20 protein-coding genes are annotated in these 23,540 nt (G+C 65.7%); 3 read left to right on the forward strand and 17 right to left on the reverse strand.

What is annotated here, in order from left to right; translation table 11 throughout:
- The first annotated feature begins 238 nt into the window (after positions 1–238).
- Together GWG54_RS05255 and GWG54_RS05260 are read left to right on the forward strand one after the other, a co-directional pair.
- Complete coding sequence (locus GWG54_RS05255; protein WP_167936776.1) at positions 239–568, forward strand: bacteriophage holin; 330 nt, start codon at positions 239–241, stop codon at positions 566–568.
- Between the two features lie 190 nt (positions 569–758).
- Positions 759–1,070: an STAS domain-containing protein gene (locus GWG54_RS05260; protein WP_245242748.1), complete on the forward strand. Its 312-nt coding sequence runs from the start codon at positions 759–761 to the stop codon at positions 1,068–1,070.
- Positions 1,071–1,164: 94 nt separating this feature from the next.
- On the opposite strand, the gene GWG54_RS05265 is transcribed toward GWG54_RS05260, so the two are convergent.
- The 17 genes from GWG54_RS05265 to cobN form a co-directional block, all read right to left on the reverse strand.
- Complete coding sequence (locus tag GWG54_RS05265; RefSeq protein WP_167936777.1) at positions 1,165–2,805, reverse strand: MFS transporter; 1,641 nt, start codon at positions 2,803–2,805, stop codon at positions 1,165–1,167.
- Between the two features lie 917 nt (positions 2,806–3,722).
- Positions 3,723–4,937, reverse strand: a complete 1,215-nt coding sequence (locus GWG54_RS05270; RefSeq protein WP_167936778.1) for a Cdc6/Cdc18 family protein — start codon at positions 4,935–4,937, stop codon at positions 3,723–3,725.
- A 596-nt stretch (positions 4,938–5,533) separates the two neighbouring features.
- Complete coding sequence (locus GWG54_RS05275; RefSeq protein ID WP_167936779.1) at positions 5,534–5,860, reverse strand: TRAM domain-containing protein; 327 nt, start codon at positions 5,858–5,860, stop codon at positions 5,534–5,536.
- Positions 5,861–6,119: 259 nt separating this feature from the next.
- Entirely contained in the window at positions 6,120–7,352 is a 1,233-nt protein-coding gene (locus GWG54_RS05280) for a PQQ-binding-like beta-propeller repeat protein (protein ID WP_167936780.1), read from the reverse strand.
- A 1-nt stretch (position 7,353) separates the two neighbouring features.
- A complete protein-coding gene (locus GWG54_RS05285; RefSeq protein ID WP_167936781.1) occupies positions 7,354–7,725 on the reverse strand; it encodes a DUF3209 family protein in 372 nt (123 codons plus the stop codon).
- 65 nt (positions 7,726–7,790) lie between these two features.
- The gene (locus tag GWG54_RS05290; protein WP_167936782.1) at positions 7,791–9,017 is read right to left on the reverse strand and encodes a CbiX/SirB N-terminal domain-containing protein; all 1,227 of its coding nucleotides are present in this window, start codon (positions 9,015–9,017) and stop codon (positions 7,791–7,793) included.
- Positions 9,018–9,076: 59 nt separating this feature from the next.
- Positions 9,077–9,820 (reverse strand): cobalamin biosynthesis protein, encoded by a 744-nt coding sequence (locus GWG54_RS05295; protein ID WP_167936783.1) that lies wholly within the window; start codon positions 9,818–9,820, stop codon positions 9,077–9,079.
- The gene (locus tag GWG54_RS05300) at positions 9,817–10,083 is read right to left on the reverse strand and encodes a ferredoxin (RefSeq protein ID WP_167936784.1); all 267 of its coding nucleotides are present in this window, start codon (positions 10,081–10,083) and stop codon (positions 9,817–9,819) included. Before GWG54_RS05300 ends, GWG54_RS05295 begins: the two co-directional genes overlap by 4 nt.
- A 2-nt stretch (positions 10,084–10,085) precedes the next feature.
- Positions 10,086–11,120 carry a precorrin-3B C(17)-methyltransferase gene (cobJ, locus tag GWG54_RS05305; RefSeq protein WP_167936785.1) on the reverse strand — a complete coding sequence of 345 codons (1,035 nt, stop codon included), beginning with the start codon at positions 11,118–11,120 and terminating at the stop codon, positions 10,086–10,088.
- A gap of 2 nt (positions 11,121–11,122) precedes the next feature.
- Positions 11,123–12,019 carry a precorrin-3B C(17)-methyltransferase gene (locus tag GWG54_RS05310; protein ID WP_167936786.1) on the reverse strand — a complete coding sequence of 299 codons (897 nt, stop codon included), beginning with the start codon at positions 12,017–12,019 and terminating at the stop codon, positions 11,123–11,125.
- Positions 12,016–13,011, reverse strand: coding sequence for a cobalt-precorrin 5A hydrolase (cbiG, locus tag GWG54_RS05315; RefSeq protein WP_167936787.1), 996 nt, complete (start codon positions 13,009–13,011; stop codon positions 12,016–12,018). Before cbiG ends, GWG54_RS05310 begins: the two co-directional genes overlap by 4 nt.
- Positions 13,012–13,119: 108 nt before the next feature.
- Positions 13,120–14,049: a cobalt-precorrin-4/precorrin-4 C(11)-methyltransferase gene (locus tag GWG54_RS05320; RefSeq protein ID WP_167936788.1), complete on the reverse strand. Its 930-nt coding sequence runs from the start codon at positions 14,047–14,049 to the stop codon at positions 13,120–13,122.
- Positions 14,049–14,987 carry a cobalt-factor II C(20)-methyltransferase gene (locus GWG54_RS05325; RefSeq protein WP_167936789.1) on the reverse strand — a complete coding sequence of 313 codons (939 nt, stop codon included), beginning with the start codon at positions 14,985–14,987 and terminating at the stop codon, positions 14,049–14,051. Before GWG54_RS05325 ends, GWG54_RS05320 begins: the two co-directional genes overlap by 1 nt.
- On the reverse strand, positions 14,984–15,595 hold the full coding sequence (gene cbiT, locus GWG54_RS05330; RefSeq protein ID WP_167936790.1) for a precorrin-6Y C5,15-methyltransferase (decarboxylating) subunit CbiT: 612 nt from the start codon (positions 15,593–15,595) through the stop codon (positions 14,984–14,986). Before cbiT ends, GWG54_RS05325 begins: the two co-directional genes overlap by 4 nt.
- 167 nt (positions 15,596–15,762) lie before the next feature.
- The gene (locus tag GWG54_RS05335) at positions 15,763–16,554 is read right to left on the reverse strand and encodes a cobalt-precorrin-7 (C(5))-methyltransferase (RefSeq protein WP_167936791.1); all 792 of its coding nucleotides are present in this window, start codon (positions 16,552–16,554) and stop codon (positions 15,763–15,765) included.
- Positions 16,551–17,351: a precorrin-8X methylmutase gene (locus GWG54_RS05340; protein ID WP_167936792.1), complete on the reverse strand. Its 801-nt coding sequence runs from the start codon at positions 17,349–17,351 to the stop codon at positions 16,551–16,553. Before GWG54_RS05340 ends, GWG54_RS05335 begins: the two co-directional genes overlap by 4 nt.
- Positions 17,344–21,288, reverse strand: coding sequence for a cobaltochelatase subunit CobN (gene cobN, locus GWG54_RS05345; protein ID WP_167936793.1), 3,945 nt, complete (start codon positions 21,286–21,288; stop codon positions 17,344–17,346). Before cobN ends, GWG54_RS05340 begins: the two co-directional genes overlap by 8 nt.
- A gap of 34 nt (positions 21,289–21,322) precedes the next feature.
- On the opposite strand from cobN, the gene GWG54_RS05350 reads away from it, so the two are divergent.
- Complete coding sequence (locus GWG54_RS05350; protein WP_167936794.1) at positions 21,323–23,515, forward strand: VWA domain-containing protein; 2,193 nt, start codon at positions 21,323–21,325, stop codon at positions 23,513–23,515.
- Positions 23,516–23,540: the final 25 nt, after the last annotated feature.

Here is a 23,540-nt window from a genome sequence, read left to right on the forward strand (position 1 = left end):
TCTGATCGACAGCAGCCTGGAGGAGCGTCTGTCGGATGATCCCGGAGTCGAAGCCGCAGCCTTCGACTCCGGGGATCGGGATCTCAGAGAGGAGATCAAGCGCTAAGGTTTCAAGGTCAGAGGCCGTAAGAACGGTGTCTGGATGGTAGAGGAATCTCACAACACCCATCTAGACGCTTTCTGAGAATCTAATCTCATCAGTCGTAACTAACTGCTGACTCGATGGGAACTACCGAATATGAGCAACTGGATCGGAACCAAAGTGAAGCAATCAGACTCCGAGACGACACAAGAACCGCGCCAGGCCGCGATTTCGGAACCATCTCGACTGGAACCAAATGCGTTCGGATTGGCGTGTGGAATATTCTGGGCTGGTGCGGTGGCGGCTATCGGTCTCACTGCTCGAGTGGGGTGGGGCAAACGGTGGGAACAGCTACTCGCGGACATGTACCGCGGCTTCAATGAGACCAGGGCCGGACTCATCATCGGTGCCGGCTGGGCGTTTATGGACGGGTTCACCAGTGGATATATCCTCGCTTCGTTGTACAATCGCATCCTACAGGATTGACGATCGGAATCCGCGTATCGTTTCCTAGCGCACACAGGAGGTACGATTTGGGTCGTTAGGGTGCTCGGGTGAAATTACGAACAACGAGAGTTACCATAACCAAAAGGTGAGTTTTAGCTGGAAAAGAGCTCCTGAAAAAACGAATTAGCCGACAGTTTTCGTCTACGCTTCCGGTGCTGTCAGTCATCCGTTGACACACGAATTCGGTCGGCTCGACGGAACGGACCACTTCGTCGCTCCCGAGTTGTATCCCGCGGCAACGACTCTCTCGGACGCGTTCGTCTACCGCGTCGAAGCCGAGCTGTTCTACGCGAACGCGGAGACAGTCCGGACTGATCTCCTCGAACGACTCGAAAACCGCGACTCCGACGTCGAACTGGTCGTCTTCGACCTCACGTCGTCATCGACGGTCGATTTCGGGGCGGCACAGATGTTGGAGAAACTCGAGGAACCGATCGACGACGTCATGGACCGCTGGAGAGCGGAGCCATCGTCCTCGTAGGCGGATCTGTGTTCAGTTGGAGTCGCACGAACCTCGCTGAGCCGATCGGACGGAGGACCGCGCTCATCCGAAGTGCCCGATCCGGTGTTTTCGGTTAGTCCTCCACGGCCGTTTCGGAAGTGTCACGTGTCGAACCCCGGGGCGATTTGGAGCGGTCAGTTCCGTCGTCGGCTTCCGGTATCTGCCGTGGTAAGAACGTCGATGCGATGAGCAGGAGCACCACGAGCAGTACGAGGAGGAGCAACGCCGCCCGTTGAGCGTCGAACATCGCAGCCTCAAAGATCCCCTCGAGCAACTGTCGTTGCGTCGGAGTGAGTCGGTTCAGGAACTGTTGTTGCGTGGCCTCGGTCGCCGTCTCTGTTGCATCTTCGAGAGCGACCACCAGATCGTTTCGTCGCTCCGTCGAGACGGTCACGTGTTCCGCTCGGAGCACTCTGTCGACGACGCCACCGTAGAAGTGGCCGAGAAAGTACGAGCCGACGACTGCAGTGCCCATGGCAAATCCGATCGAACTGCTCACGTTCAGGACGCCGGATGCCTCAGCGGAGTTCGCGGTCGGGACGGCCGACATCGTCATGTTGGAGATTTGTGCCAGTATGAGTCCGACACCCGTTCCGTACAGCGCCACCGGGATGACCATCCTGCCGATCGTCTGATCGGGTCCCGTCTGCTCGTACAACAGCACCAGTCCGAGACCGATACACACGATACCGACCTGAATTAGCGTCCGTGGAGAGATGTACTTCCGCCAGTCGGTGGTAAACGCCGCAAAAAGGACGGACGTAAGAGAGTATGGTAATAACCCGACCCCGGTTTCGAAGGCGGTGTATCCGAGTACCGCCTGAAGATAGACCGGAACGATAAACAGGAAACCGGCCGAGACAATCGAACGAATATTATACGTGACGACACCGGCTACAAACGGGCGGTTCGTCAGCACGTGCAGCGGAATGAGCGGTGATTTCCCGGCACGCTCCAGTCGGCGCTCGTACCGAACGAACGCGGCGAACGTGAACAGTCCGATGCCGAGCAGCCAGATCGCTGGTGACGTCCCGACGGGATTGAACTGTATGTCGCCGACGAAAAACGGCCGCCGTTCGACTACCCATCCGTACTTCCCGCTCAGAAGGAATCCAGTGACGAGCGACGTCGCGCCGACGGTGGTCAGCGCTGCCCCACCCTTATCCAGCGAGCTGCTCGTTTTTGACAGCGGATTCGGGCGCACGTACCGAACGAAGTAGAGAATAACCCCCACACCAACGATTTGGAGCGTAAATCCCCACCGCCAACTCGCGTACGTGGTGAGTGCGCCACCAATAATCGGCCCGAGCGTCGATCCGACCCCGCTCACGCCGGCCAGCAGTCCGAACGCCTTCGCCCGGTCATCGTTTTCGTAACTGACCGTCAATACGGTAAACGTCAGTGGAAAGATCACAGCAGCCGCGGAACCCTGAACAAGTGACCAGCCGAGATAGAGGATCGTCGTGTTCCAGCTAATCGCTGCCACCAGCGTCCCGCCGGCGTAGACGGTCAGTGCGACTGCCATTACACGCCGAGGACTACGCCGAGACGGCAGCGTACCGGCTGGAAGAATCAGCGCAGCGATCACCAGCGAGTAGAGCGAAACCGCCCCCTGAATCACGGTGACAGAGGTATCGAACTCGTCTACCATCGTGGGGATCGCCACGTTCATCAGGGAGGCGTTGACGACCACAATGAACGTCGTCAGACTCACGGCGATTGCTGGAGCCCAGTACCGTACTCTCCCCTGTAACTCCTCAGATAGAGAGGGATTACCGTTTCTAGGGGACTCATCTGGGATCATAGCGTAGCCTCATGCTTTTGACCGTCAAATAATCGGGACGTGGCTAGGTACTTCGACTCGCCGGAGACAGAAGTGTGCACTTCTCAAGTCCGATGTTCGCGGGACAGCTCTGCAGAAAAGGCAGGCCGAGCGCCTCGGGGTCGCTCGAAAATCTTCGATTTTCGTGACTGAGCGGAGCTTCGCTCCGCGATGTCCGCGAGACCGGAGGTCTCGCTTGATGACGAGACGCCGAAGGCGTCTCGAACCACTTGACCCCGAGGCGGTTCACGGTGCCGTTGCTGTCGTTCCAGGAAACCCTTTCTCTCGACTTCCTCCTCGCGTTTGGATCACGCGAGCGAAACCGTCGCCTCGACAGCGGATCGAGCCGTCCGCGCGTACCGTAGTGGTCTCGAGCCGCGCGCCGAAACTCCGTCGCAAGAGGGAGGCCATTTCGACGGTCTCAGTCGGACACACCTCGTTTCCGGTGAAACGAGGCCCGTGAGCGTGTATCCGTCGATCCCTACAGAAGAGTGACTGACGAGCAGGGTCCGATCGATTTCACCGGAATCTCGGTGTGCACGCTCGGAGCGTATCGAGCCGACCGGGACACCGTCCTTCCGGTGGAATTCGAGGAGCGGGGAGAGAAATAACGTCTGGAAGGACTGTCCTTCGAGATCCCGCAGATCGACGTTCACGGGAGGTCCGATAGCCGGGTCGGCGTCGTGCGAGCGGGAAAGAGGCACCGAATTTCCGGTGAATAGTACACACCTCGTTTCCGGTGAAGTCGGGGGTTTTCATCCCGTAAACGGTCGGTTCCATCGCGAACGGACGAACCGACAGGTCGAAACTCACTCGACGGTGTCCTCGAGGACGTTTTTGACCACTCCCGGATCCTCGAGGAGGGTGTGTTCGGTGTAGCTTCCCTCCGCGCTCCCGCCGCTGTGGCGCGCCTGCTCGAGGATGTCGAGGAAGGCGTGTTCCTTGAGCAGGTCGCGGACGCGGCGAAGCGAGAGGGCGTCGGTGCCCTCCTGCCGGCAGATCTGTTCGTAGACGTCGTAGATGCGCGTCGTTCTGAACCCGCTGTTCTCGACGTCTCCCTCCTCGCGTTGCTGGTCGAGCGAGAGCACGGTCAACGCCTGGAGGACGTACCGCGAGTGGGGCGTCGACCCCCGAATGAGCTCGCGGAATCGGTCGATCTCCGCGCGCTCGCGCGCCTGAACGATGAACTCCTCGCGGACCGACTCCGTTCCCCGGGTCTGTGCGATCTCGCCGGCGTACCGGAGGATGTCGATCGCCTTTCGCGCGTCGCCGTGTTCGCGGGCTGCAAGCGCCGCGGCCCGCGGGATCACCGCGTCCTCGAGAACGCCCCTGCGGAACGCGTCGCTTCGGGCGGTCATGATCTTGTTGAGCTGACTCGCGTTGTACGGCGGAAAGACGAACTCGCGCTCACAGAGGCTCGATTTGACCCGTTCGTCCATTCGATCCTTGTACTTGATCTTGTTGCTGATACCCATGACGCCGATCTTGCAGTCGGTTACCTTTCCCGCCTCGCCGGCACGGGAAAGCTGCATCAGGATCGCGTCGTCCTCGAGTTTGTCGATCTCGTCGAGAATGATGAGCGCGACGTCGTACTCGTCGTTGAGCAGCCGCCAGAGGCGCTTGTAGTAGGTCGCGGTGCTGATCCCCTTGTCCGGAATGTAGATATCCGTCGCGTCGGTGTTGACCGAGCTCGCGATCGTCTGGACGGCCTGCGTTTCGGTGGTATCCTGCGCGCAGTCGACGTACGCGAAGACGGCGTTGATGTCTTCTTCCTCGGCGGTCTCGACGAGCCGCCTGGAGATGTACTTCGCACAGAGGGACTTTCCGGTCCCAGTTTTCCCGTAGATCAGTACGTTGCTCGGACTCTGTCCGAAGATCGCGGGGTTGACGGCGTTGGCGAGGTGGCTGATCTCCTCGTCCCGCCCGACGATCCGACCCTCGTCCGGGAGGTGGCTGATTTCGAGGAGTTCCTTGTTCGTAAAGATCGGATCCTCCCGAACGAATAGGTCGTCGGACTCCGGCATTGATTCAGACACCGTATTTCCGGTGAATCGACTTGAGGGTTTCGGCGCCGGGGAACCTCCCGGCCGCACACACACACCACGTTTCCGGTGAAATCGGCTCCGAAGGCGGGTGGGTTGGACTGGAAACGGGGGTTGATAGGAGCGTGAATCCGACTATTCGAACACAGAACGCGAAACGCAGAAGGATTCGATCTGGTGATTCGACGGAAAAGACGACGATTTCGACTCGAGAAGGCGGATCCAGTTGTGACCAAAGCCGTCCTCCTTAGAAGGTGATCCAGTCAATGAACTTTACTCGCTACTATCTAATAAAACATAGGATACTGTAGCGAAGCATCTAGATGTAAACCTAAGAATCTATGAACGACCGACAGAGGATTTAGGCAATATTCTCCTGGTTCTGTTCTGGTACCCCACCTCCAACGGACCGTTTCACCGGAAACGTGGTGTGTGTGTGCGACTCCGAACTCGCCACCTCACCGGACCGATCTCTACCTTCCTTCGGCGTATCGCTGCTCTTGATCGCCATCATTTCTCTCCATCGCGTTCAGAATACCGACCTGTCTCGGTTTCGCACTCGTATCCGACAAGTTCGGTTACGGGTTCGCCTCGACGAGTTCCGCCTCGCCGTACGTTTCGTCGACGGCGGTTACTCGGACCGTCGCCTCGATCGCAGCGACGTCGGCCTCGAGAAAGAGCACAAACCCGCTCTCGGTCTTACACACGAGCGTCCCGTCGGCCTTCTCGTCGACGATATCGACGGTCACTTCGTCGCCCGTCTCGGGCTTTCCGCCGAGCGGTTCTCCGCACCGCCAGCACTCGGCGTCGTACTCAGGGGACCCTTCAGGAGCGTTGCTGGCCCCGCACCGAGGCGCCTCGCACTTGATGAACGAATCGTGTCGTCCCGGCTGATATCGTCCCACACGGCCACCGTCGCCATCGGCTCTTAAAAGCATACCGCTAAGTCGACTCCGATTCATGGTCGATTCCAGGATCCGTGATCGATTGCGAGCCGGTTTCTGGCAGACGGAGATCGAGTCGCGGGAACGGGATCGGCTTCGGATCGCTCGCCCGCGCCGTTCGAGTCACTGCTTTCCTCGAGCGTTCACCGCACCTTCGTTCGCCGTTTCCAGATCGGTGCTGCTGGCGCGCTCATGCTCGTCGCCCGATCCGAGCGATCGCTTACGTGAACCGCGGCTCGACGATGAGGGCGTACTCGCCGCGGACTCGGCCCTCGTCGTGATACGCGACGGGTTCCTCGATCGCGACGATCCGCTCGTCGTCGACGGCCGCGGCCGTCGCGATCCCTTCGAGGGGGCGCTCGCCGCTCTCTCCGGTTTCGAGGTCGAACCAACGGAGCGCGTGTGTCTCTGGATTCCGGACGCGGAAGTTCTGAGCGCACGGCGCGACGACCGCGCCGTCCCGCGTCGCGAGCTCGCGGACGAACCCCCGAACGGGGGCGTCCCACTGGGGATCGCCATTGACTCCGAAGGCGACGATGCGGTGCTCGTTCGGGTGGCGGGACGCCGTCTCCCTGCGCCCGACGGCGTACGTGCTCCCAGTAACGAACGCCACGTGTCCGTCGTTCGCGCAGGCGTGATTCGGGTACGCGTACAGCGTCTCGCCGTCGATGTCGGTCTCGACCGCGAGATCGACGCCCCACCGCTCGGTTCCGTCCGCCTCGAGGACGTAGCCGCGCTTGTCGCCGTGACTCGCGACGGCCAGGCGGCCGCCGGCAAACGAGACATCGCCGACGCGGCGGTCGCCGTCGGTTCCGGAGTCCCACGTCCAGTCGGGCTCGCCCGTCCTCGAGTCGAGGACGACGACGCCGCGGTCGTGCGCTCCCGGACACCGGTTGTAGCCGACGGCCAGCCGATCCCGCTCGTCGTCGAGCGAGAGCGCTGTTGGCGAGGCGTCGGTCTCGTACCGCCACCGGACCGTTCCGTCGCGATCGAGGCCGTAGACGGCGCCGTGCCAGCGGCGGTCCTCGCCGTCGCGCTCGTAGCGTCGGGTGGCCGCGTACACCCTTCCGTCGTCGTCGGTCGCAAGCGAGAGGACGTACGGGAGAGCGAAGAGCCGGTCCGTCGCGGGCGCGCCGACGTCTGCGGCGGTGTCCAGGGACCACCGTCGCGTCCCGGACTCGAGGGAGTAGGCCGCGACGGTTCCGTTCTCGCCGCGTTCCCCGACGACGAGCGCGCCGTCGGCGACCGCCAGCGAAACGGCCCGTTCCGGTTCGTCGACCTCCCACCGGGGGGCGAGCGATTCGCGGTCGAACGCGGTAACCGTCCCGTTCCACCGTCCGGTGACGACGAGATCGTCGGTCAGCTCGACGCTCGAGCGCGTCCACAGCTGCCGGCTTCCTGCGGGATCGATCTCGCCGAGCGGGCGTTCGACCGTTCGCCTGCGTTCCGCCACGCTACTCCTCCGCGGGAAAGGTTTCGTGGAGCAGATCGTGGGCCTCGCCGAGGCCGTCGACGACGCTGTCCCCCTGGGTTCGCAGCCGACGGACGGCGCGTTCGGCGTCGCGAACGGCCAGCAACCGACCCCGGGTGTAGTCGTACTCCGGGTCGTCGGCGTCCATCGACGCGACGGTTTCCTCGAGGTCGACGAGCGCGGCGTCGAGGTGACGCTCGACCGCCGCGAGGCTCTCGGCCTCGGCGAGTCCCTCGACGGGACCCTCGAGGTGGCCTTCGAGTTCCTTCTCCGCGTGATCGCGGGCGTGCTGGTCCTCGACGCCGAGGACGTTCATCAGTCCGAGTCGGAGCGCTTCGATTTCGTAGCAGCTCATGTGGAATCTCGTGGGTGTAATGTGTCGGTGTCGTTCGTTTCGAGCGGGTTGTGCGTCGGGTCGTTCTACAGGGTCTGATCGACGAGATCGCTAACGAGACGGTCTCGCTCCAGATGGTCGGAAATGATCCGTTCGGCGTCCGCGGCCGCGACGTCGCCGTACCAGACACCGTCGGGGTAGACCGCAACCATCGGCCCGTCGCCGCAGCGGCCGAGACAGGACGACCGCGTGATGCGGGCGTCGCAGTGCTCCGAGTCGCGGGCTTCCTGCCGGAGTCGCTCGAGGACGGCGGGCGACCCCGCGTCGGCGCAGGTCCGGTTCGTACAGACCGTGACGTGCCTTTTCGGCGCGTCGTGGCTGTGGGGATCGTCGTCGACGTCGTTCCGATCGGTGTGTGCCTCCTGGTGGGCCAGCGCGCGAAGCATGGCCCGCGCGCCGCCGACGTCCTCCTCGTAGCCCTCGAGATCGACCTTGTACTTGCAGGTGTCACAGGACATCTCGACGCTGTCGGTGCGGGCCTCCTGCCAGCGGTCGGCGAGGACGTCGAGCAGCCGCGAGTCGGTTCCCAGCGGGTCGCCCGCCAGCGCATCGACGTACGGGTACTCGTCGTCGAACTCGCTGGTCCAGTCGCGGACCCGCTGGGTGAGAACGCCGTCTCCGAGCATGTACGGCAGGACGACGACCGCGTCGGGCCGGTGTTTCGAGAGTCCGTGGAGCGTGTCCTCGAGCGTGGGATCGGTGACGCCGACGAAGGTCGCTTCGGCGCGGTCGAACGCTCGCCCCTCGTACAGCAGTCGAGCCAACTTGTGGACGTCGCCGTTCGCGTCGGGGTCGCTCGAGCCCCGCCCGCAGAGGACGACGGCGACGTCGTCCGCCGTTCGATCGACGGCCAGTTCGTCCTCGACCGTCCGAGCCCGGTCGTCGAGCAGGTCGAGTATCGCGGGGTGGATGCCCAGGTGTGCCCCGTTGTCGATCTCGAGGTCGTGTGTCGCCCGCGCCCGCTCGATCGCCAGCGGAACGTCGTTTTTGACGTGACTCGCCGCGAACAGCGAGCAGTGAACGACCGTCACCCGTGATGTGAGCGTCGCGAGCTCCGCGAGCGCCTCGTCGATCGCCGGCGCCGCGAGCTCGAGGAACGCGACGTCGACCGGGATCCCCAGCCGCGACTCCAACTCGGCGGCCAACTCTCGCACCTGCTGGTTCGATTTCTCCCGGCGGGAACCATGGCCGATCAGCAGGACCGCCTCGTCGTCGAACGCCGCCGCGGGCACGGTGTCGTCTGACGTACTCATCTCGGCCTCGTGGGTGGTCTTTCGTCGGTGATGGTCATGATCGGATTCGGTCGCCTCGGTTACGGCTCGTCGTACGCTTCGGCCTGCTCGAGGCTCCGTTCGAGTTTACGGCGACGGCTGGGCGCGTAGAGGCCGGTCTCCTCGCAGTCCTCATAGAGCCACGTTCCGAACGCGGGCGCGTCGCCGTCGTCGATCCCGAACCAGTAGCCGCCCGAGGACGTCACCGAGAGGTCGTCGACGGACGCCTCGACTGGACACCCCGCGATCAGTTCTCGGATTAGCTCGAGCAGGTCGCGGTCGTCGTGGACGAACGAGATCCCGACGGTGCCGCTCTTTGATTTGAAACAGATCGTGCCACAGCCCTCGAGGACCCCTCTGAGTAGCTCGCGGTCGTACCCGCTGAACGCGCCGAACCGGTAGTTGCCACGTCCGTCAACAGGAAGCCCGAGCGCGCCGCTGCGACCGAGCAGGCCTCCGGTGTCGTTCCCGTGGTCCTCGCCGCCTTCTTCCCCGTCATCTCCGATTGAGAGCGTGTACTCGTCCTCGGTCCGGGTGATCGACGCGTCGTGAGCGTACTCTCGGCTCGTCGTATCGTGCTTGAGGTTGCCGCCGGCGACGGCCGCGAGCACCTGCGCGGAGGTCTCGTCGTTGGTGACGACTTCGATGGCGCTAGCTGAAACGTCGCCGCTGCCGGCGACGTGGCCCCAGAAGTACGCGCTCGCGGGGTGGCCCGCCAGCGGGTCCGCGGGCACTTCAATCTCGTGGACCGCGTTCTCACCGTCGGACCCGAGCGACTCGCTCATTCGCGCACCTCCTCGACGACGATGGCGTCGGTCGGACAGGCCGCTGCGGCCTGCCTCGCCTCGTCGATGCGGTCGTCGTCGAACGTCGCGATGACCTGCTGTTCGGTATCGGTCACCTCGCCCTCGCAGCCGTAGATCGGGTCCGCGTCGGGATCGACCGTCGCCAGGCCGTCCTCGCCCTCGACGAACCGCGGATCGCGCGTCAGGCAGGCGAAGATTCCGTCACAGGCGTCCTTCTCGATGGTGATATCGTAGCGTGGCATGGTTAGTATTCGTACTTCGTCTCGTAGCCCCGCGGCGTGACCATCCGGTCGTCCCAGACGTAGGTGTCCTCGGTGCCGACGAGAATCGTGGTCGTCATGTCGATAATCTCGCTCTCGCCGAGCTCCTCGAGCTCGCCGAGTTCGGTGATCAGCACCTGTTCGTCCTCGCGGCCGGCACCGTGGACGATCCCGACCGGCGTCTCCGCGTCACGGTGAGTCAGCAGGATCTCACAGCACTTCTCGAAGTTCTCCCGGCGCTTGCGGCTCCAGGGGTTGTAGATCGTGATCGTGAAGTTTTCGCTCGCCACGGAGTGCAGCCGCGACTCGATCTCCGGCATCGGGACGAGGTGGTCCGACAGCGAGACCGAGACGGTGTCGTTCACCAGCGGGGCGCCCAGCCGCGCTGCACAGGACTGGGCCGCCGGAACGCCCGGAACGACGTCGAACTCCACCATCGATGCTGTCGCGCCCTTGGACTCGAGGATCTCCAGGGCCAGCCCCGCGAGCGCGTAGACGTTCGGGTCGCCACTGCCGACGATGGCGACATCGTTGCCCGCCAGCGTGCGGTCGATCGACTCCTCCGTGCGCGACACTTCGCCGCACATTGGCGTGTCGTAGATCTCGTCGGCCTGCTCGGTGATCTCGTCCGGAATGAGTTCGATATAGGTCGTGTAGCCGACGATGTGGTCGGCCTCGAGCAGCGCCGCCTTGGCGCGTTCGGTCATCCCCTCGGCGTGGCCGGGTCCGAGCCCCACTGCCGTTAACTGTCCGGGCTCGGCGTCGAAGTCCGCGACGGTGGCGCCAACTTCCTGCTCGCGGGAGTCGCTCCCGTCGTCGGAACTCGAGGCGCCGCAGGAACTCGAGGACGAGGAACTCGACGCGCCACACTTCGAGCCGCTCGAGCCGTCCGTACTGCTCGAGGCGCCGCACTTGCTGCTCGAGGAGGTCCCCGCCTCGGTTCCGGTTTCGCTCGCGCTCGTCGAGCCACAGTTCGAAGCCGATTCGTCGTCCGTCTCCGCGTTCGTGTCCGTACTCATTGTTAGAAATCCTCGACGTCGCGCCCGCCGCGGGGCGTGACGAGGTACGTTCGGTCGTTGTTGCTCCAGGTTTCGGTCTCGTGATTGCCGACGATCAGCGAGGTGCCCATCCCCGAGACCTTGTTGTCGTGGTCGGCGGCCTCACCGAGGGTGGTGATGAACTCGCTCTCGCCATTGCGACCCGCGTCGGCACGACCGGCGTCGTTGACGATCGCGACGCGGGCGTCGTCGGTCCGTTCCTCGCGCACGATCTCGACCGCCTTCTCGTAGTTGCGCCAGCAGTTATACAGCACGATCACGAAATCCGACACTGCGGCCGCGCGCAGTTTCTCCTCGATCTCGTCCCAGCCGCGCCACTTGTCCGACAGCGAGACCGTACAGAAGTCGTTACACAGCGGCGCGCCGACGTTGGCCGCGCCGCCGAGCGCGGCCGTCATTCCGGGGACGATCTCGATCGGAACGTCGGTCGCATCCTCCTCGTCGGCCATCTTGAAGATCAGGTCCGACTTGCCGTAGACGGAGGGGTCGCCGCCCGAGACATGGGCGACATCTTTCCCCTCACGGACGTAGTCGAACGCCGCGCGGGCGAGCTCGATCTGGCGCCCCATCGTCGAGCGGACGATCTCCTGCTCGAACCCGTCGTCTCGAGTCGCGATACCGTCCTCGTCCGTTCGCTCCTCCGAGGGGATCGTTCCGTCGGCTCGCAGGAACTCCTGGTAGAGACTTGAGGCGATGACGACATCGGCGGTCTCGATAACCCGCTTCGCCTTCACCGTCATGTGGTCTGGGAGCCCGGGGCCGATGCCGACCACCGAGAGGGTACCGTGGTCGTCGGGGGTGCCGTCGGGCGCGGCGTCCGCCGCCGCGCCGAGTTCGCCAGCGTCGGCGTCCGAACTCATCGCCCGATCGCCACCGTGACCTCGTTCTCGTACCCGATCTTTTCGAGCACCAGTTCCCGTTCGGCGCCGCCCGCGATCGCGCTGGCCTCGGAGACGCCGGGCCAACCGATCAGTTCCTTGGATTTCGAGGGCGTCGGCCCCTCGTGTTCGAGGAGGGTTTCCTTGTCGAAGACGACGACCCCGAGGTCGAGTTCCCGCGCGGCCTCGAGCAGCCCGTCCTCCTCTTCCTTGCGCGTCGCGGTGGCGACGAACTCGACGTCCGAAAGCGCGTAGTCGGTCCGCTCGAGGGCCTCCTCCCAGGCGGCGAGGAACGCCTCCGTGTCGGCTCCGGAGACGCTGCCCGTGCCGAGGACGACACCGTCGTCCGTGTTGCGCTTGAGGACGGTGACGTCGTCGCCGACGAGGACGGCCCGCGGTCCCTCGAGCCGTTCGACGGGGCCGAGTTCGTCATTGAGCACGGCGAGATTCGTCTTGACCGTCGAGTCGCCGTTGACGACGTGAGCGTCCATCGCCTTGGCCTTCGACTCGACGCCCTGCTTGCCCGCCGCCTCGCTGGCGGTGGTCATCGCCGGCACGGTGCCCATCGTCGCCAGGTCCTGGGCGACCTGGTTCGCGCCGTGGTGGCCGCCCGTGATTGGGATGGCCCAGGTCAGCTCCTCGTCGACGACGCAGATCGCGGGATCCTCCCACTTGTCGTCGAGCAGGCTCGCGGTCTTGCGCATCGCGATCCCGGAGGCCATCAGCCCGATAAAACAGTCGTACTCGCCCCAGTGCTCGGCGAAGACGTCGCCGTGGTACTCGAGGATCTCAATCGACTCGTAGCGATCGCCGATCTCGGCTCTGATCTCCTCGGCCGTCTCCATCTTGCGCTCGAAGGAGACGATCGCGATCTCCTCGGCCACCTCGCCATCCGAATCCGGCGTCGAACAGTGGCCGCCGGAATCTGTACTCGAGTCGTCCGTCTCGTCCGCGTTTTCAGTACCTGAACTCATCGTCGAACCTCTCTCGTCGCAAACTCGTCCATTCCACGTCGAATCGATCCGATTTGACCATCTCGTGGGTGGGAGCTTTCGCCGTGTTCGCAGTGACTGCACTGCGGTTCAGTCATCGCTCGCCTCCGGCCCGCTCGTGTTATCGGCCGAATTTCCCGACGATCCCCGATTCGCCCAGTCGCCGTAGAGGTACGAGCGCTCGTAGCCCGCACCGGTGATTGCATCGCCGATGACGACCAGCGCCGAGGCCCGATACCCCGCCTCCTCGACCCTGTCCGCGATATCGGCGATCGAACCGACGATGACGTCCTCGTCCGGCCACGAGGCGTGATAGATCACGCCGACAGGGGTTTCGGGGTCGTGACCGTCCTCGAGCAGGCGATCCATCGTCTCGCGAACCGCGTGGGTCCCCAGGTAGATGCAGGTCGTCACGTCGCCCATCCCGACGAACTCGGAGATGTGGTCCTCCTCCTCGCTCAGGGTCTTGCCCTGCGGGCGGGTGAACGCGACGTGGTTCGAGACCTCGTTGAGCGTCAGCTGCGTCCGCAGGGTGGCGCTGGCCGCAAAGGCCGAGGTAACACCGGGCACGAAGTACGTCGGCACGCCCTCGTGCTCCAGGGCGTCCATCTGTTCGAGTGCGGCGCCGTAGATCGCGGGGTCGCCGCTGTGCAGGCGGACTACGCTCCGTCCCTCCTCGTGGGCGTCCCGCATCAGCGGAATCAGCTCCTCGAGGTCCTTCCCCACGGAGTTGACGAGTTCCGCGTGATCGCAGTACGCCTCGAGCAGCTCGCTGTTGACCAGCGACCCCGCATGAACGACGAGGTCGCTCTCCTCAAGCAGCTCGCGCCCGGCAACCGTGAGCAGCCGCGGGTCGCCGGGGCCAGCGCCGACGAAGGGGATCCCCGCCTGTTCGTCGCCCGCGCTGTGGTCGAAAACCCGGTCGTCTAGTTCCGCCCGGCGACGAGCCCCCTGCGCGTCGATCGCGTTCTGGGGGTCACCGCCGTCTGCGGCGTCGTCCGTCTCGGTCGTCTCACCCATCAGTACCAGTGCTCGCTACAGTCGCCGTGTTCGCAGCCCTCGGCGCGCTCGAGGTCGACGAGCGCGCCGTCGACATCCGAGTCCTCCGGCAGGGACCGAAACTCGATGCCTCGCTCGCGTTCGGACGACATCTCGCCCGTCGACGATTGCCCCGGGACGGTCGGTTCGCCGCCGTCCGCGATCGACTCGCCGCTCGACCCAGCGTCGTTGGACTCGGCATCGTCATCGCTCGAGGGATCGCCCGTTCCGCCGTGCTCCGAAAACGCCGCCGTCGCCCGCTCGATCTCGAGGTCGGCCTTCTCGGCGTAGGCCAGCGTGTAGTAGTCTCGTTCGTCGATCTCGGCGGGGTCGTCGGTCACCGCCGTCTCGCCCTGTTCCATGAACAGGCGGCGACCGTAGGTTACCTCGTAGCCCGCCTCGAGGAGCCCCTCGTGGGTCGCCGGCGCGTCGGTGACCTTGAACAGCACCATTCGATCGGGCCCCGTCGGGCTCGCGCCGTTCGCGGCCTCTCGGAGCGAGAGCCCCGCGCCGGCCTCGATCTCGACGCCCAGCGCGGTCGCGAAGGCCGTCACCGCGCTCACGCCGGGAACGATCTCGAGGTCGACGTCGGGGTGGAAGGCCTCGATCGTTCGTCGCAGGTGACCGAACGTCGAATAGACGTTCGGATCGCCCAGCGTCACGAAGGCGACATCGCTCCCGCGGGCGGTGGGCGCGATCTCCGCCGCGGCCTCTTTCCAGGCCACCCGAAGCTTCTCCTCGTCCCTCGTCATCGGAAACTCGAGGTCGCCGATCCGCTCCTCGGGGACATGCTCGAGCGCGACGCTCCGGGAGAGGCGACCCGGCGAGTAAACGACGTCCGCTCGCTCGAGGACCTGCTTCCCCCGGACCGTCACGAGGTCAGCTTCGCCGGGGCCGAGCCCGACGCCGTAGAGGGTCATCGCTGCGATCCCTCACCGTCGGCGGCGACTCGCTTTCCGTCGTCTCCGTCCGCGTCGTTGTCGGTCGCGCTGCCGATTAGCATGTACACCGGGTTCTCCGAGTCGAAGCTCGTCGCACCGGCGAGTTCGTAGCCGTGACTAACCTGGAACTGGACAACCTCCTCGAGGAGGTCCCGCTCGCGAAACGCCTCGGTCGCCCGGCCGGCGATCTCGAGCCGCGAGACGTTCATCACGACGCGATCGACGCCGGTCTCGGCGGCGCGGTCGAGGATGGCCTCGAAGTTGCGGCTCCCGCCAAGAAAGAGCGCGTCGGCGTCCTCGGGCAGCCTCTCGGGGGCCTCCGCGTTGCGCAGTTCGACGTCGGCCCGCACCGAGTCGGCATTCGCCGCGAGGTTCTTTTCGGTCGTTTCGAGCCGTTCGTCCTTCCGCTCGAGGGCGGTCACGCGCTCCGCCCGGCGTGCAGCCTCGATCGTGACGGCGCCCGTACAGGAGCCGACCTCGACGAAGTGGTCGTCCGTCCCGAGCGCGAGCTTCGAGAGGGTGACGGCCCGGACCTCTGCCTTCGTCGGTCCAGCCTTTGCGTCGTGTGGCAGCGCAATCGGTGCCATTACCCGTGGATAACTGGGGCTTTCACTAAAACAATTGTGGTTGAGTTAGACCAACTACTATTGAGCATTCTGAGTTTCAGTAGCGAAAGCTTCGTTGCGTCCGAGTGATAACTGAGGGGTGCAACGCGAGGACGGCCGCCGAAATCGGGAGCCGATGCTGGCGAAGACTACACCGGCTGTCGCACCGCGAGCACCACCAGATCCGAGAAGGGGGTGTCCTCCCGTCCGTTACCGTCCGCGTGTTCGGACAGTCCGGCCAGCGTAAACCGGTGGATCCGCTCGTCCTCGTGGGTCAGCTTCTCACAGACCAGCGCCTCAAGTTCGGGATCGGCGCCGCGCTCGAGCAACAGCTCGGCGAGGTCGCCGGGCATCCGATCGTACGGCCGTGGGAGCGCGAGCAGATGGCGGTCGTCCTCGACGACGGCCCTCGTGAGTCGGTCGACGTCGGCCTCGAGGTCGCCGCTCTTGTGGAGCGTGACGAACTCGGCGTCCTCCATCGGCGTTCGAGCCCGACTCGCAGCTACCTGCAGCGAGGAGATGCCGGGGACGACCCGAACTGGAGTCTCAGGCGCCTCACGCTCCACCGTATCTTGCACTTTCCCGACGAACTGGTACCCCGAGTGGTTCGGATCGCCCATCGCGACCGCCGCGCCGCTCTCGCCGGCGGCGACCCGCTCGCCGAACGCCTCGAGCGCCTCGGCTTCGTCCCGGTAGCCGCAGGTCAGCAGCTCGGCGTCGGTCAGCTCCTCGACGAACTCGACGACGGTCGCGAAGCCGACGACGACGTCGGCCTCCCGGATCGCGCGCTCCCCGCGAGGCGTGAGGTACTCCCGGTTTCCCGGACCGACGCCGACGACGTAGACGGGATCGTCGGTCGTCTCGTCGATGTCGGGTTCCGGGCTCACGGCCGCGAACGTCGCCGGATCGGGCCCCGCCTCGAGGTCGTACCCGTCGCTCATCGGTCCTCGTCGTTCTCGGTCGCGCCGTCGCTCGCTCGGGCGGCTCGCGTCTCGGCCGGGAGATCCAGCTCGAGCTCGTCCGTTCGAACGTCTTTGGCGACGTGGATCAGTTCGTTCGTTAGCGCCGCCGCCAGGCCGCTGCCGCCGCGGCGACCGACGTTCGTGATCGCCGGGACGCCGTACTCCTCGCTGACCTCGCGAACGCGCTGGCGGCTCTCCTCGGCCTTCACGAAGCCGACGGGCGTCGCGACGATCGTCGCTGGACGGGTGCCGTCCTCGATGCAGTCCGCGAGCGCGAACGCCGCCGTCGGCGCGTTGCCGACGACCGCGATCGCCTCCTCGTAGACGCCCCGCTTGTCGAGTTCGAGCACCGACGCCGCGGTTCGGGTCATCCCTGTTTCCTTCGCGAGTTCAGCACCGTTGCCGATCGCCTTGCGCGTCTCACAGTCGTGGCCCCGGCCCGTGATCCCGGCTTTCGCCATCGTGATGTCCGTGACGATCGTCGTCTCCTCGAGCACCGCGCGGGCGCCCGCCCGGACGGGGGCGTCTTCGTCGTCGTCGAGTTCGTCGCTCCCGGTGAACTCGAGCAGGTGCTGGAACTCGATGTCGCCCATCGAGTGGACCGACTTCTGGCGGACCCGATCGGCGAGCGTCTCGTCGGGGACGAACCCCCGAACGATGTCCATACTCGTCTCGGCGATCTCCATCGCGTTCTGCGTGGTGGCGCCCAGATCGGCGTACTCCTCATCGAAGTCGGAGTCCTCCTTCGCGCCGGTCGACTGCGTCCCGTCAGTCATCGTTCGCCACCTCCGCGCCGACGGCCTCGTTGGTCGTCCGCGCCTCGAGATCGCCCTCAACCGTGAGGTTCAGGTCTCGAAGTCGGTCCGTCGTCTCCTCGTCGGCGTCCCAGAGGTCGCGATCGATCGCCTCGAGCAGTGTATCGGTGATGGACTCGAGCGCCCATGGGTTGACCTCGCGCATCCACTCCTGGCGATCCTCGTCGAAGGCGAACTTCTCGGCGACCTCGTTCCAGAGCGTGTCGCTCACGACGCCCGTCGTGGCGTCCCAGCCGAGCGTCACGTCGACCGTCGTCGAGAGGTCGCCCGCGCCCTTGTAGCCGTGTTCCTCCATCGACTCGAGCCAGTCGGGGTTGAGCACCCGCGAGCGCATCGCCTTGCGGACCTTCTCCTCGTTCGTGTAGACGTCGACGTTGTCCGGATCCGAGGAGTCGCCGACGTAGGAGGCCGGCTCTTCGCCCGCGATCTCGTTGACGGCCGAGATGAACCCGCCGTGGAAGGCGTACCAGTCCGAGGAGTCGAACTCGTCTTGCTCCATCGTGTCCTCGATTTTCACGGTGGCGTCCACGCTCGAGAGGCGACGCTCGAAGGCGTCGTGGGCGTCAGAGACGCGTCCTCGCGACCCCATGGCGTAGCCGCCCCACTGGACGTAGACGTCGGCGAGGTCCGAGCGGTCGTCCCAGTTGCCCTCATCGACGACCTTGTTCGTCCCGGCGCCGTAACCACCGGGTTTCGTGGTGAAGACGCGGTGTGTGGCGGCCTCGCGGGCCTCGGACTCGTCGAGCCCTGCTTCCTGCTCGAGCTCTGCGGCCTCCTCCTCGACGTGCTTTTTGACGTAGTTCATCTCGTGGGATTCGTCGAGGTCGACGACCGCATCCACGGCGTCATGAATGACGCCCGCTGCGGCGGGGAACGCGTCCCGAAAGAGCCCTGAAACGCGCGTCGTCACGTCGATCCGGGGTCGCTCGAGCTCCTCGAGGGGGATCGGCTCGACGTCGTCGATCCGACCCGCGTCGGTCCAGTTGGGTTCGACGCCCATCATCGCGAGCACCTGAGCGATGGTTTCGCCACGAGTGCGGACGGTGGGGGTCCCCCAGGCGACGACGCCGATTTCTTCGGGGTACTCGTCGTCCTCGGCGTGGTGACGCTCGAGCACTCCCTCCGCCACCTCGCGGCCGACCTGCCAGGCCGGTTTTGCGGGCACCTTCCGGGGATCGAGCGTGTAGAAGTTCCGCGCCGTCGGCAGCAGGTCGACGCCGCCGCGAGTCGGCGCACCCGATCCCCCCGGCGGAACGTACTCGCCCGAGAGAGCGTCGACAGTGCGAGGCACCTCGTCCTCAGACGCCTGCACGCGGGGCTGGGCCTCCTCGCAGATGTAGGCCAGCACCTCCCGGAGATCGTCGTGGGCGCCCGACCTCGCCCGGGCGTCGCCGATCGTCTCGAGGTCGACGACGAGCAGGTTCATATTAAGTTCGTTGTCGGGCGCTCCGGCGGTTTCACCGCCTTCGCCTCGTGATTCGTTCCGAATCGCGCGCGCCTCCCACTCCGACTCCGGGATGTCGAACCCGTGTTCGGCGAGCGTCTCCACCAGCTCGAGGCTCGTCTCCCGCACCTTGTCGGCGGCCTCGGCGTAGGTTGTGCCCAGCTCGTCGTCGTACTCGCCGGGTGCGTTCAGCATCGCCTCGTAGTCCACTCCGAGGACGCCCGCGACGCTCTCGCGGAGGCTCGGCGCGCCGGGGTTCTTGAGGCGAGTAAGTGCGACGAGGTACTCCACGAGGCGGTCGTCCGCGGGCGGCTCGGACATCGTGTGCAGTCCCAGCCGGATCTGGGTCGACTTGACGTCGGTGAGGTACTCGTGAATTCGTTCGACGAGTTCGTCGATCTCGATGGCATCGCCTTCCACGTCGCCCTCGGCGAGCGTCGACCCGGCTTCGTCGGGGCCACGAACGTCCGCTTTCTCGTCGATTGTCCCCGAGATACCGAGTTCGACGGCGAGATCGAGTTCCTCGACTTTTTCACGTATGAGGTCCTCGAGGTGCTCGCCGCTGTCGGCGCGAGCGTCCTCCATCCCGGCCTCGCGGTACCGGTTCGCGAGCTCCTCGAGCTCGGCCAACTCGTCGTACGTTCCGGCGGCCCGCATGACCGGCGTGAGGTAGTCGACGATCGCGGCGTAGGAACGGCGCTTGGCCTGGGTCCCCTCGCCGGGGTTGTTGACGATGTAGGGGTAGACGTTCGGCAGGTCGTCGATCAGCTGGTCGGGTGCGCTGGCTCCGTTCAGCCCGACGGTCTTGCCGGGGAGCCACTCGAGGCTGCCGTGGGTCCCGAGGTGGACCACCCCGTCGGCGCCGAACTCGTTGCGCAGCCAGCCGTAGAACGCGTAGTAGTCGTGGGGCGGCTGCAGGTCGGAGTCGTGGTAGACCTTCGAGGGGTCCATCCCGAACCCGCGCGGGGGCTGGACGGTGACGAGGATGTTGCCGAACTCGACGCCCGGAATCGCGAATGGACGATCGGGAACCTCGCCCCACTCCTCGAGGACGTGCTCCCGAAACCGCTCGTCGGCGTCGGCGAACCACTCTCGGTAGGTATCGGTCGAGACCACGTCGACCGAGAGGTCGCGGACGTCCTCGGGGGCGACCCAGCGGTCCTCGAGGGTCAGCTGCGAGGTGAGTCGCTCGACCAACGTCTGTCCGTCCTCGGGCAGCTCGGCGCCTAAGTCGTAGCCCCTGTCGTCGAGCTCCTCGAGCAGGTTCACCGTCGACTCCGGCGAGTCCAGTCCGAACGCGGTGCCGATCCCGTCGTCACTCGGCGGGTAGTTGTGCAGGACGACCGCGACCCGCTTATCTTTGTTAGGGGTGTGCCGGAGTTCGGCCCAGTTGACCGCCAGCCGCGTCGCGTGGTCGATCCGATCCGCGATCGGGAAGTGGTGTTTCGGCGCCGACCCGATCCCGACCTCGTCGTCGGTCCGTTCTTTCCCCGATATGGGATGCGTAATGACGTTGCCGTCGAACTCCGGCAAGGCGACCGAGAGCGCGAGTTCGAAGCCCATCACGCCCGTGTCGCTGGATTCGTAGCGCGACCGGGACCGCATCGTAGTAATCGTCTGGAGCACCGGAACGCCGAGTCGATCGAGAAAGACGTCCTCAGCGCTCTGGCCCTCGTCGTCGGCGCTGCGACCGCGCTCGTCCATCGACAGCGAGAACATAAAGGAGGAGAGCACGGCGTCAACGACCGGTTCGCCACCATCGTCGATGAGCCATTCATCCGTCACCCATTCTGCGTCCTCCTGTTCGTCCGTATCCGTGGCGGGGTTGCAGAAGATCGGCAGTACGTTCGCCCTCTGGTCTTCGAGCGCCCGGACCTGGGCGTCGACGTAGCGGGTGTTCTCGTGGGTCCAGTGCGATTCGTAGAACCAGACCGCGACGGTCGGCTTCCCCGGGTCGTGAGTCTCGAGCAGTTCCTCGTAGCCGACGCCCGGATAGTCGGGGTGGTACACTCCCTCCGTCGGGAGTTTGGCCGGGTCCTCGGAGGCGAGGTCGCGGTCGCCGTACTCGCTCGCGAGGAACCGACAGCAGTTCTCGACGTTGATCGTTCCGCCCCGCTCGAGGTACTCACAGACCCGATCGCGGTGTTCGGCGGCGACCGTCGTGTCCTCGAGGGCGAAGGCGTCGCCGGTCGCCTTCACGATCAGCGGGACGCTCGCCTCCTCGAGCGCGCCCGTCGCATACTCGTAGCCCGGCATGCTGTCCTCGGCGCCGTGCAGCCAGAAGATCGCCGCGTCGGCGCCGCGCAGTTCCTCAACGAACGCCTCGATCGCGGCCTCGTCGTCCAGGTCGCTCTCCGAGCGAACGACCAGTTCGACGTTTTCGAGGCGCCCGGCCGCGCGTCCGATCGATCCGAGTTCGTTCTCCGTCGCGGTGTAGATCCCGATGCGTGTCATCGAATTTTTAAACCTCTATTGTATTAACGCAACTATGTTTGCAAACGCCGGGGGCAAAAAACTGTCGTCGACCCCGTTTCCGGCGATCGTCGGCCAATCGGAGCTCAAGCGCGTGCTACTGGCGGTCGCCGCGAACGGCGCGCTCGACGGGGCGTTGATCGTCGGCGAGAAGGGCACGGCGAAGTCAACCGCCGTCCGGGGACTCGCCGATCTCCTCCCCGAACAGCGCGCCGTCGCGGACTGCCGGTACGGCTGCGCGCCCGACGAGCCGAGTCTGCAGTGTGCGGACTGTCGAGAGCGCGATCCGAACGAACTCCCCGTCGAGACGCGGCCCGTGCCGCTGGTCACGCTCCCGCTCGGGGCGACCCGCGACCGGATCGTCGGGACGCTCTCGGTCGAGGACGCGCTGGCCGGCGAGGCCGAGTTCGATCCCGGGCTGTTGGCCCGCGCGCACCGGGGGATCCTCTACGTCGACGAGGTCAATCTGCTCGACGATCACCTCGTCGACGTCGTTCTCGACGCGGCGGCGAGCGGGATCAACACCGTCGAGCGCGACGGAGTCAGCGTCTCCCATCCCGCGTCGTTCACGCTGATCGGGACGATGAACCCCGAGGAGGGAGACCTGCGTCCGCAGCTTCGAGACCGGTTCGCCCTCCGGGCGACCGTCGAGGGCTGCCGGGACATCGCGGATCGGGTCGAGATCATCGATCGGGCGATCGAACACGACGCCGACCCGGGTCCGGCCGAGGCGGATGCCGCCGTCGAGCGACTCGGCGAGACGGTCGCCGGGGCGCGCGACCGCCTGCCCCGCGTCGAGCTCCCCGCCGAATTCAAAGCCGAGATCGCCGAACTCTGCCTCGAGGCCGGCGTCGACGGCCACCGCGGCGACATCGCGACGGCCAGGACCGCGAGGACGCTGGCCGCGCTCGAGGGCCGAACGACCGTGATCGAGTCGGACGTCCGCGAGGCAGTCACCTACGCACTGCCACACCGCCTCCGGAGCACCCCGTTCGAGGACGAACCGGAGCTCGAGGACCTTCTCGAGGATCGGTTCGGTGAGGAGCTGTCGGACGGGACGGAACCGGACGACGAGGGCGACGACAGTGCGGACGACCGCGAGAGCAACGGGGAGGCAGACGAGGGCGATCGAGAATCGAACCACGGGGACGACGCCGACGGCGGTCGCGACCGCGACGAGCCCACCGAGAGCGCCGACGGCGCGGACCGTCCGGGCGCCGAGTCCGAACCCGGGAACGCCGAGCGCGAACAGGAACCGAGCCGTGACGGGAACTCGACTCCGACCGGGGCGGAGCATGCGGACGCCGACGATGACGGCGACCCCGACGGAGGTGACGAGGACGGTCCGAAACCGGACGAGTCCTCGGGATCGAACGAGAGCGGTGACGACACCGCCCGACCGCTCGTTCCGGGCCAGCGTCGGGCCGAGATCGGCGACGCGAGCGCGCCGACGCTCGAACCGTCGGAAGCCGGCGCCGACGATCCCGCGCGGATGGGCGGAGCCCGCGCGAGCACCGCGCCGGACGCCGACAATCGAGGCGCCCGCGTCAGAACGGAATCCGCGTCGGGCGACGATCCCGTCGATGCGGCGGCGTCGGTCCGGGCCGCCGCGGCGCGCGGCGCCTCGAACGTCGATTCGGAGGACCTCCGGCGGTCCGTGCGAGTCGGCGACGCGACGACGACGATCGTCTTCGCCGTCGACGCGAGCGCCTCGATGCGGCCCGCGATGCGGACCGCGAAGGGCGTCGTCCTCGAACTGCTGCGCGACAGCTACCAGCAACGTGACGAGGTCGCGTTCGTAGCGTTCGCTGGCGAGGACGCCGACGTGTTGCTCCCGCCGACCGACAGCGTCTCCCTCGCCGCGCGTCATCTCAAGGAGCTTCCCTCCGGGGACCGAACGCCGCTTCCCGCGGGTCTCGAGACCGCCCGGCGGGTCGTCGAGCGCTCGGACACCGAGACGACGGTCGTCGTCCTCGTCACCGACGGACGGGCGAACGCGGCCGGAGGAAGTCCGACGGACGAGACGCGGGACGCGGCCCGTCGGCTCGCCCGAACCGGGGCGGAACTACTCGTCGTCGACGCCGACGACGGCTCTCGAGCCGGACTCTCGACTCTGGTTGCCGACGAAACCGGCGGCGAACGCGTCCCGTTGTCGTCGCTCTCGGCGGAACTGGTTCGCTCGGGCAGCGATCCGGAGTCCGTCGAGTGATACCGCGACTCGGGACCGATAGATT

Source organism: Natronococcus sp. JC468, assembly GCF_012163165.1.
GTDB lineage: Archaea > Halobacteriota > Halobacteria > Halobacteriales > Natrialbaceae > Natronococcus > Natronococcus jeotgali.

Coding starts and splice junctions, on each gene's coding strand:
- GWG54_RS05270 (WP_167936778.1), bottom strand. CDS start 4,937: ATGCCGGAGTCCGACGACCTATTCGTTCGGGAGGATCCGATCTTTACG.
- GWG54_RS05255 (WP_167936776.1), top strand. CDS start 239: ATGAGCAACTGGATCGGAACCAAAGTGAAGCAATCAGACTCCGAGACG.
- GWG54_RS05340 (WP_167936792.1), bottom strand. CDS start 17,351: ATGACTGACGGGACGCAGTCGACCGGCGCGAAGGAGGACTCCGACTTC.
- GWG54_RS05285 (WP_167936781.1), bottom strand. CDS start 7,725: ATGAGCTGCTACGAAATCGAAGCGCTCCGACTCGGACTGATGAACGTC.
- GWG54_RS05310 (WP_167936786.1), bottom strand. CDS start 12,019: ATGAGTTCGGACGCCGACGCTGGCGAACTCGGCGCGGCGGCGGACGCC.
- cobJ (WP_167936785.1), bottom strand. CDS start 11,120: ATGAGTACGGACACGAACGCGGAGACGGACGACGAATCGGCTTCGAAC.
- GWG54_RS05350 (WP_167936794.1), top strand. CDS start 21,323: ATGTTTGCAAACGCCGGGGGCAAAAAACTGTCGTCGACCCCGTTTCCG.
- cobN (WP_167936793.1), bottom strand. CDS start 21,288: ATGACACGCATCGGGATCTACACCGCGACGGAGAACGAACTCGGATCG.
- GWG54_RS05295 (WP_167936783.1), bottom strand. CDS start 9,820: ATGAGCGAGTCGCTCGGGTCCGACGGTGAGAACGCGGTCCACGAGATT.
- cbiG (WP_167936787.1), bottom strand. CDS start 13,011: ATGAGTTCAGGTACTGAAAACGCGGACGAGACGGACGACTCGAGTACA.
- GWG54_RS05300 (WP_167936784.1), bottom strand. CDS start 10,083: ATGCCACGCTACGATATCACCATCGAGAAGGACGCCTGTGACGGAATC.
- GWG54_RS05335 (WP_167936791.1), bottom strand. CDS start 16,554: ATGAGCGACGGGTACGACCTCGAGGCGGGGCCCGATCCGGCGACGTTC.
- cbiT (WP_167936790.1), bottom strand. CDS start 15,595: ATGGCACCGATTGCGCTGCCACACGACGCAAAGGCTGGACCGACGAAG.
- GWG54_RS05325 (WP_167936789.1), bottom strand. CDS start 14,987: ATGACCCTCTACGGCGTCGGGCTCGGCCCCGGCGAAGCTGACCTCGTG.
- GWG54_RS05320 (WP_167936788.1), bottom strand. CDS start 14,049: ATGGGTGAGACGACCGAGACGGACGACGCCGCAGACGGCGGTGACCCC.
- GWG54_RS05290 (WP_167936782.1), bottom strand. CDS start 9,017: ATGAGTACGTCAGACGACACCGTGCCCGCGGCGGCGTTCGACGACGAG.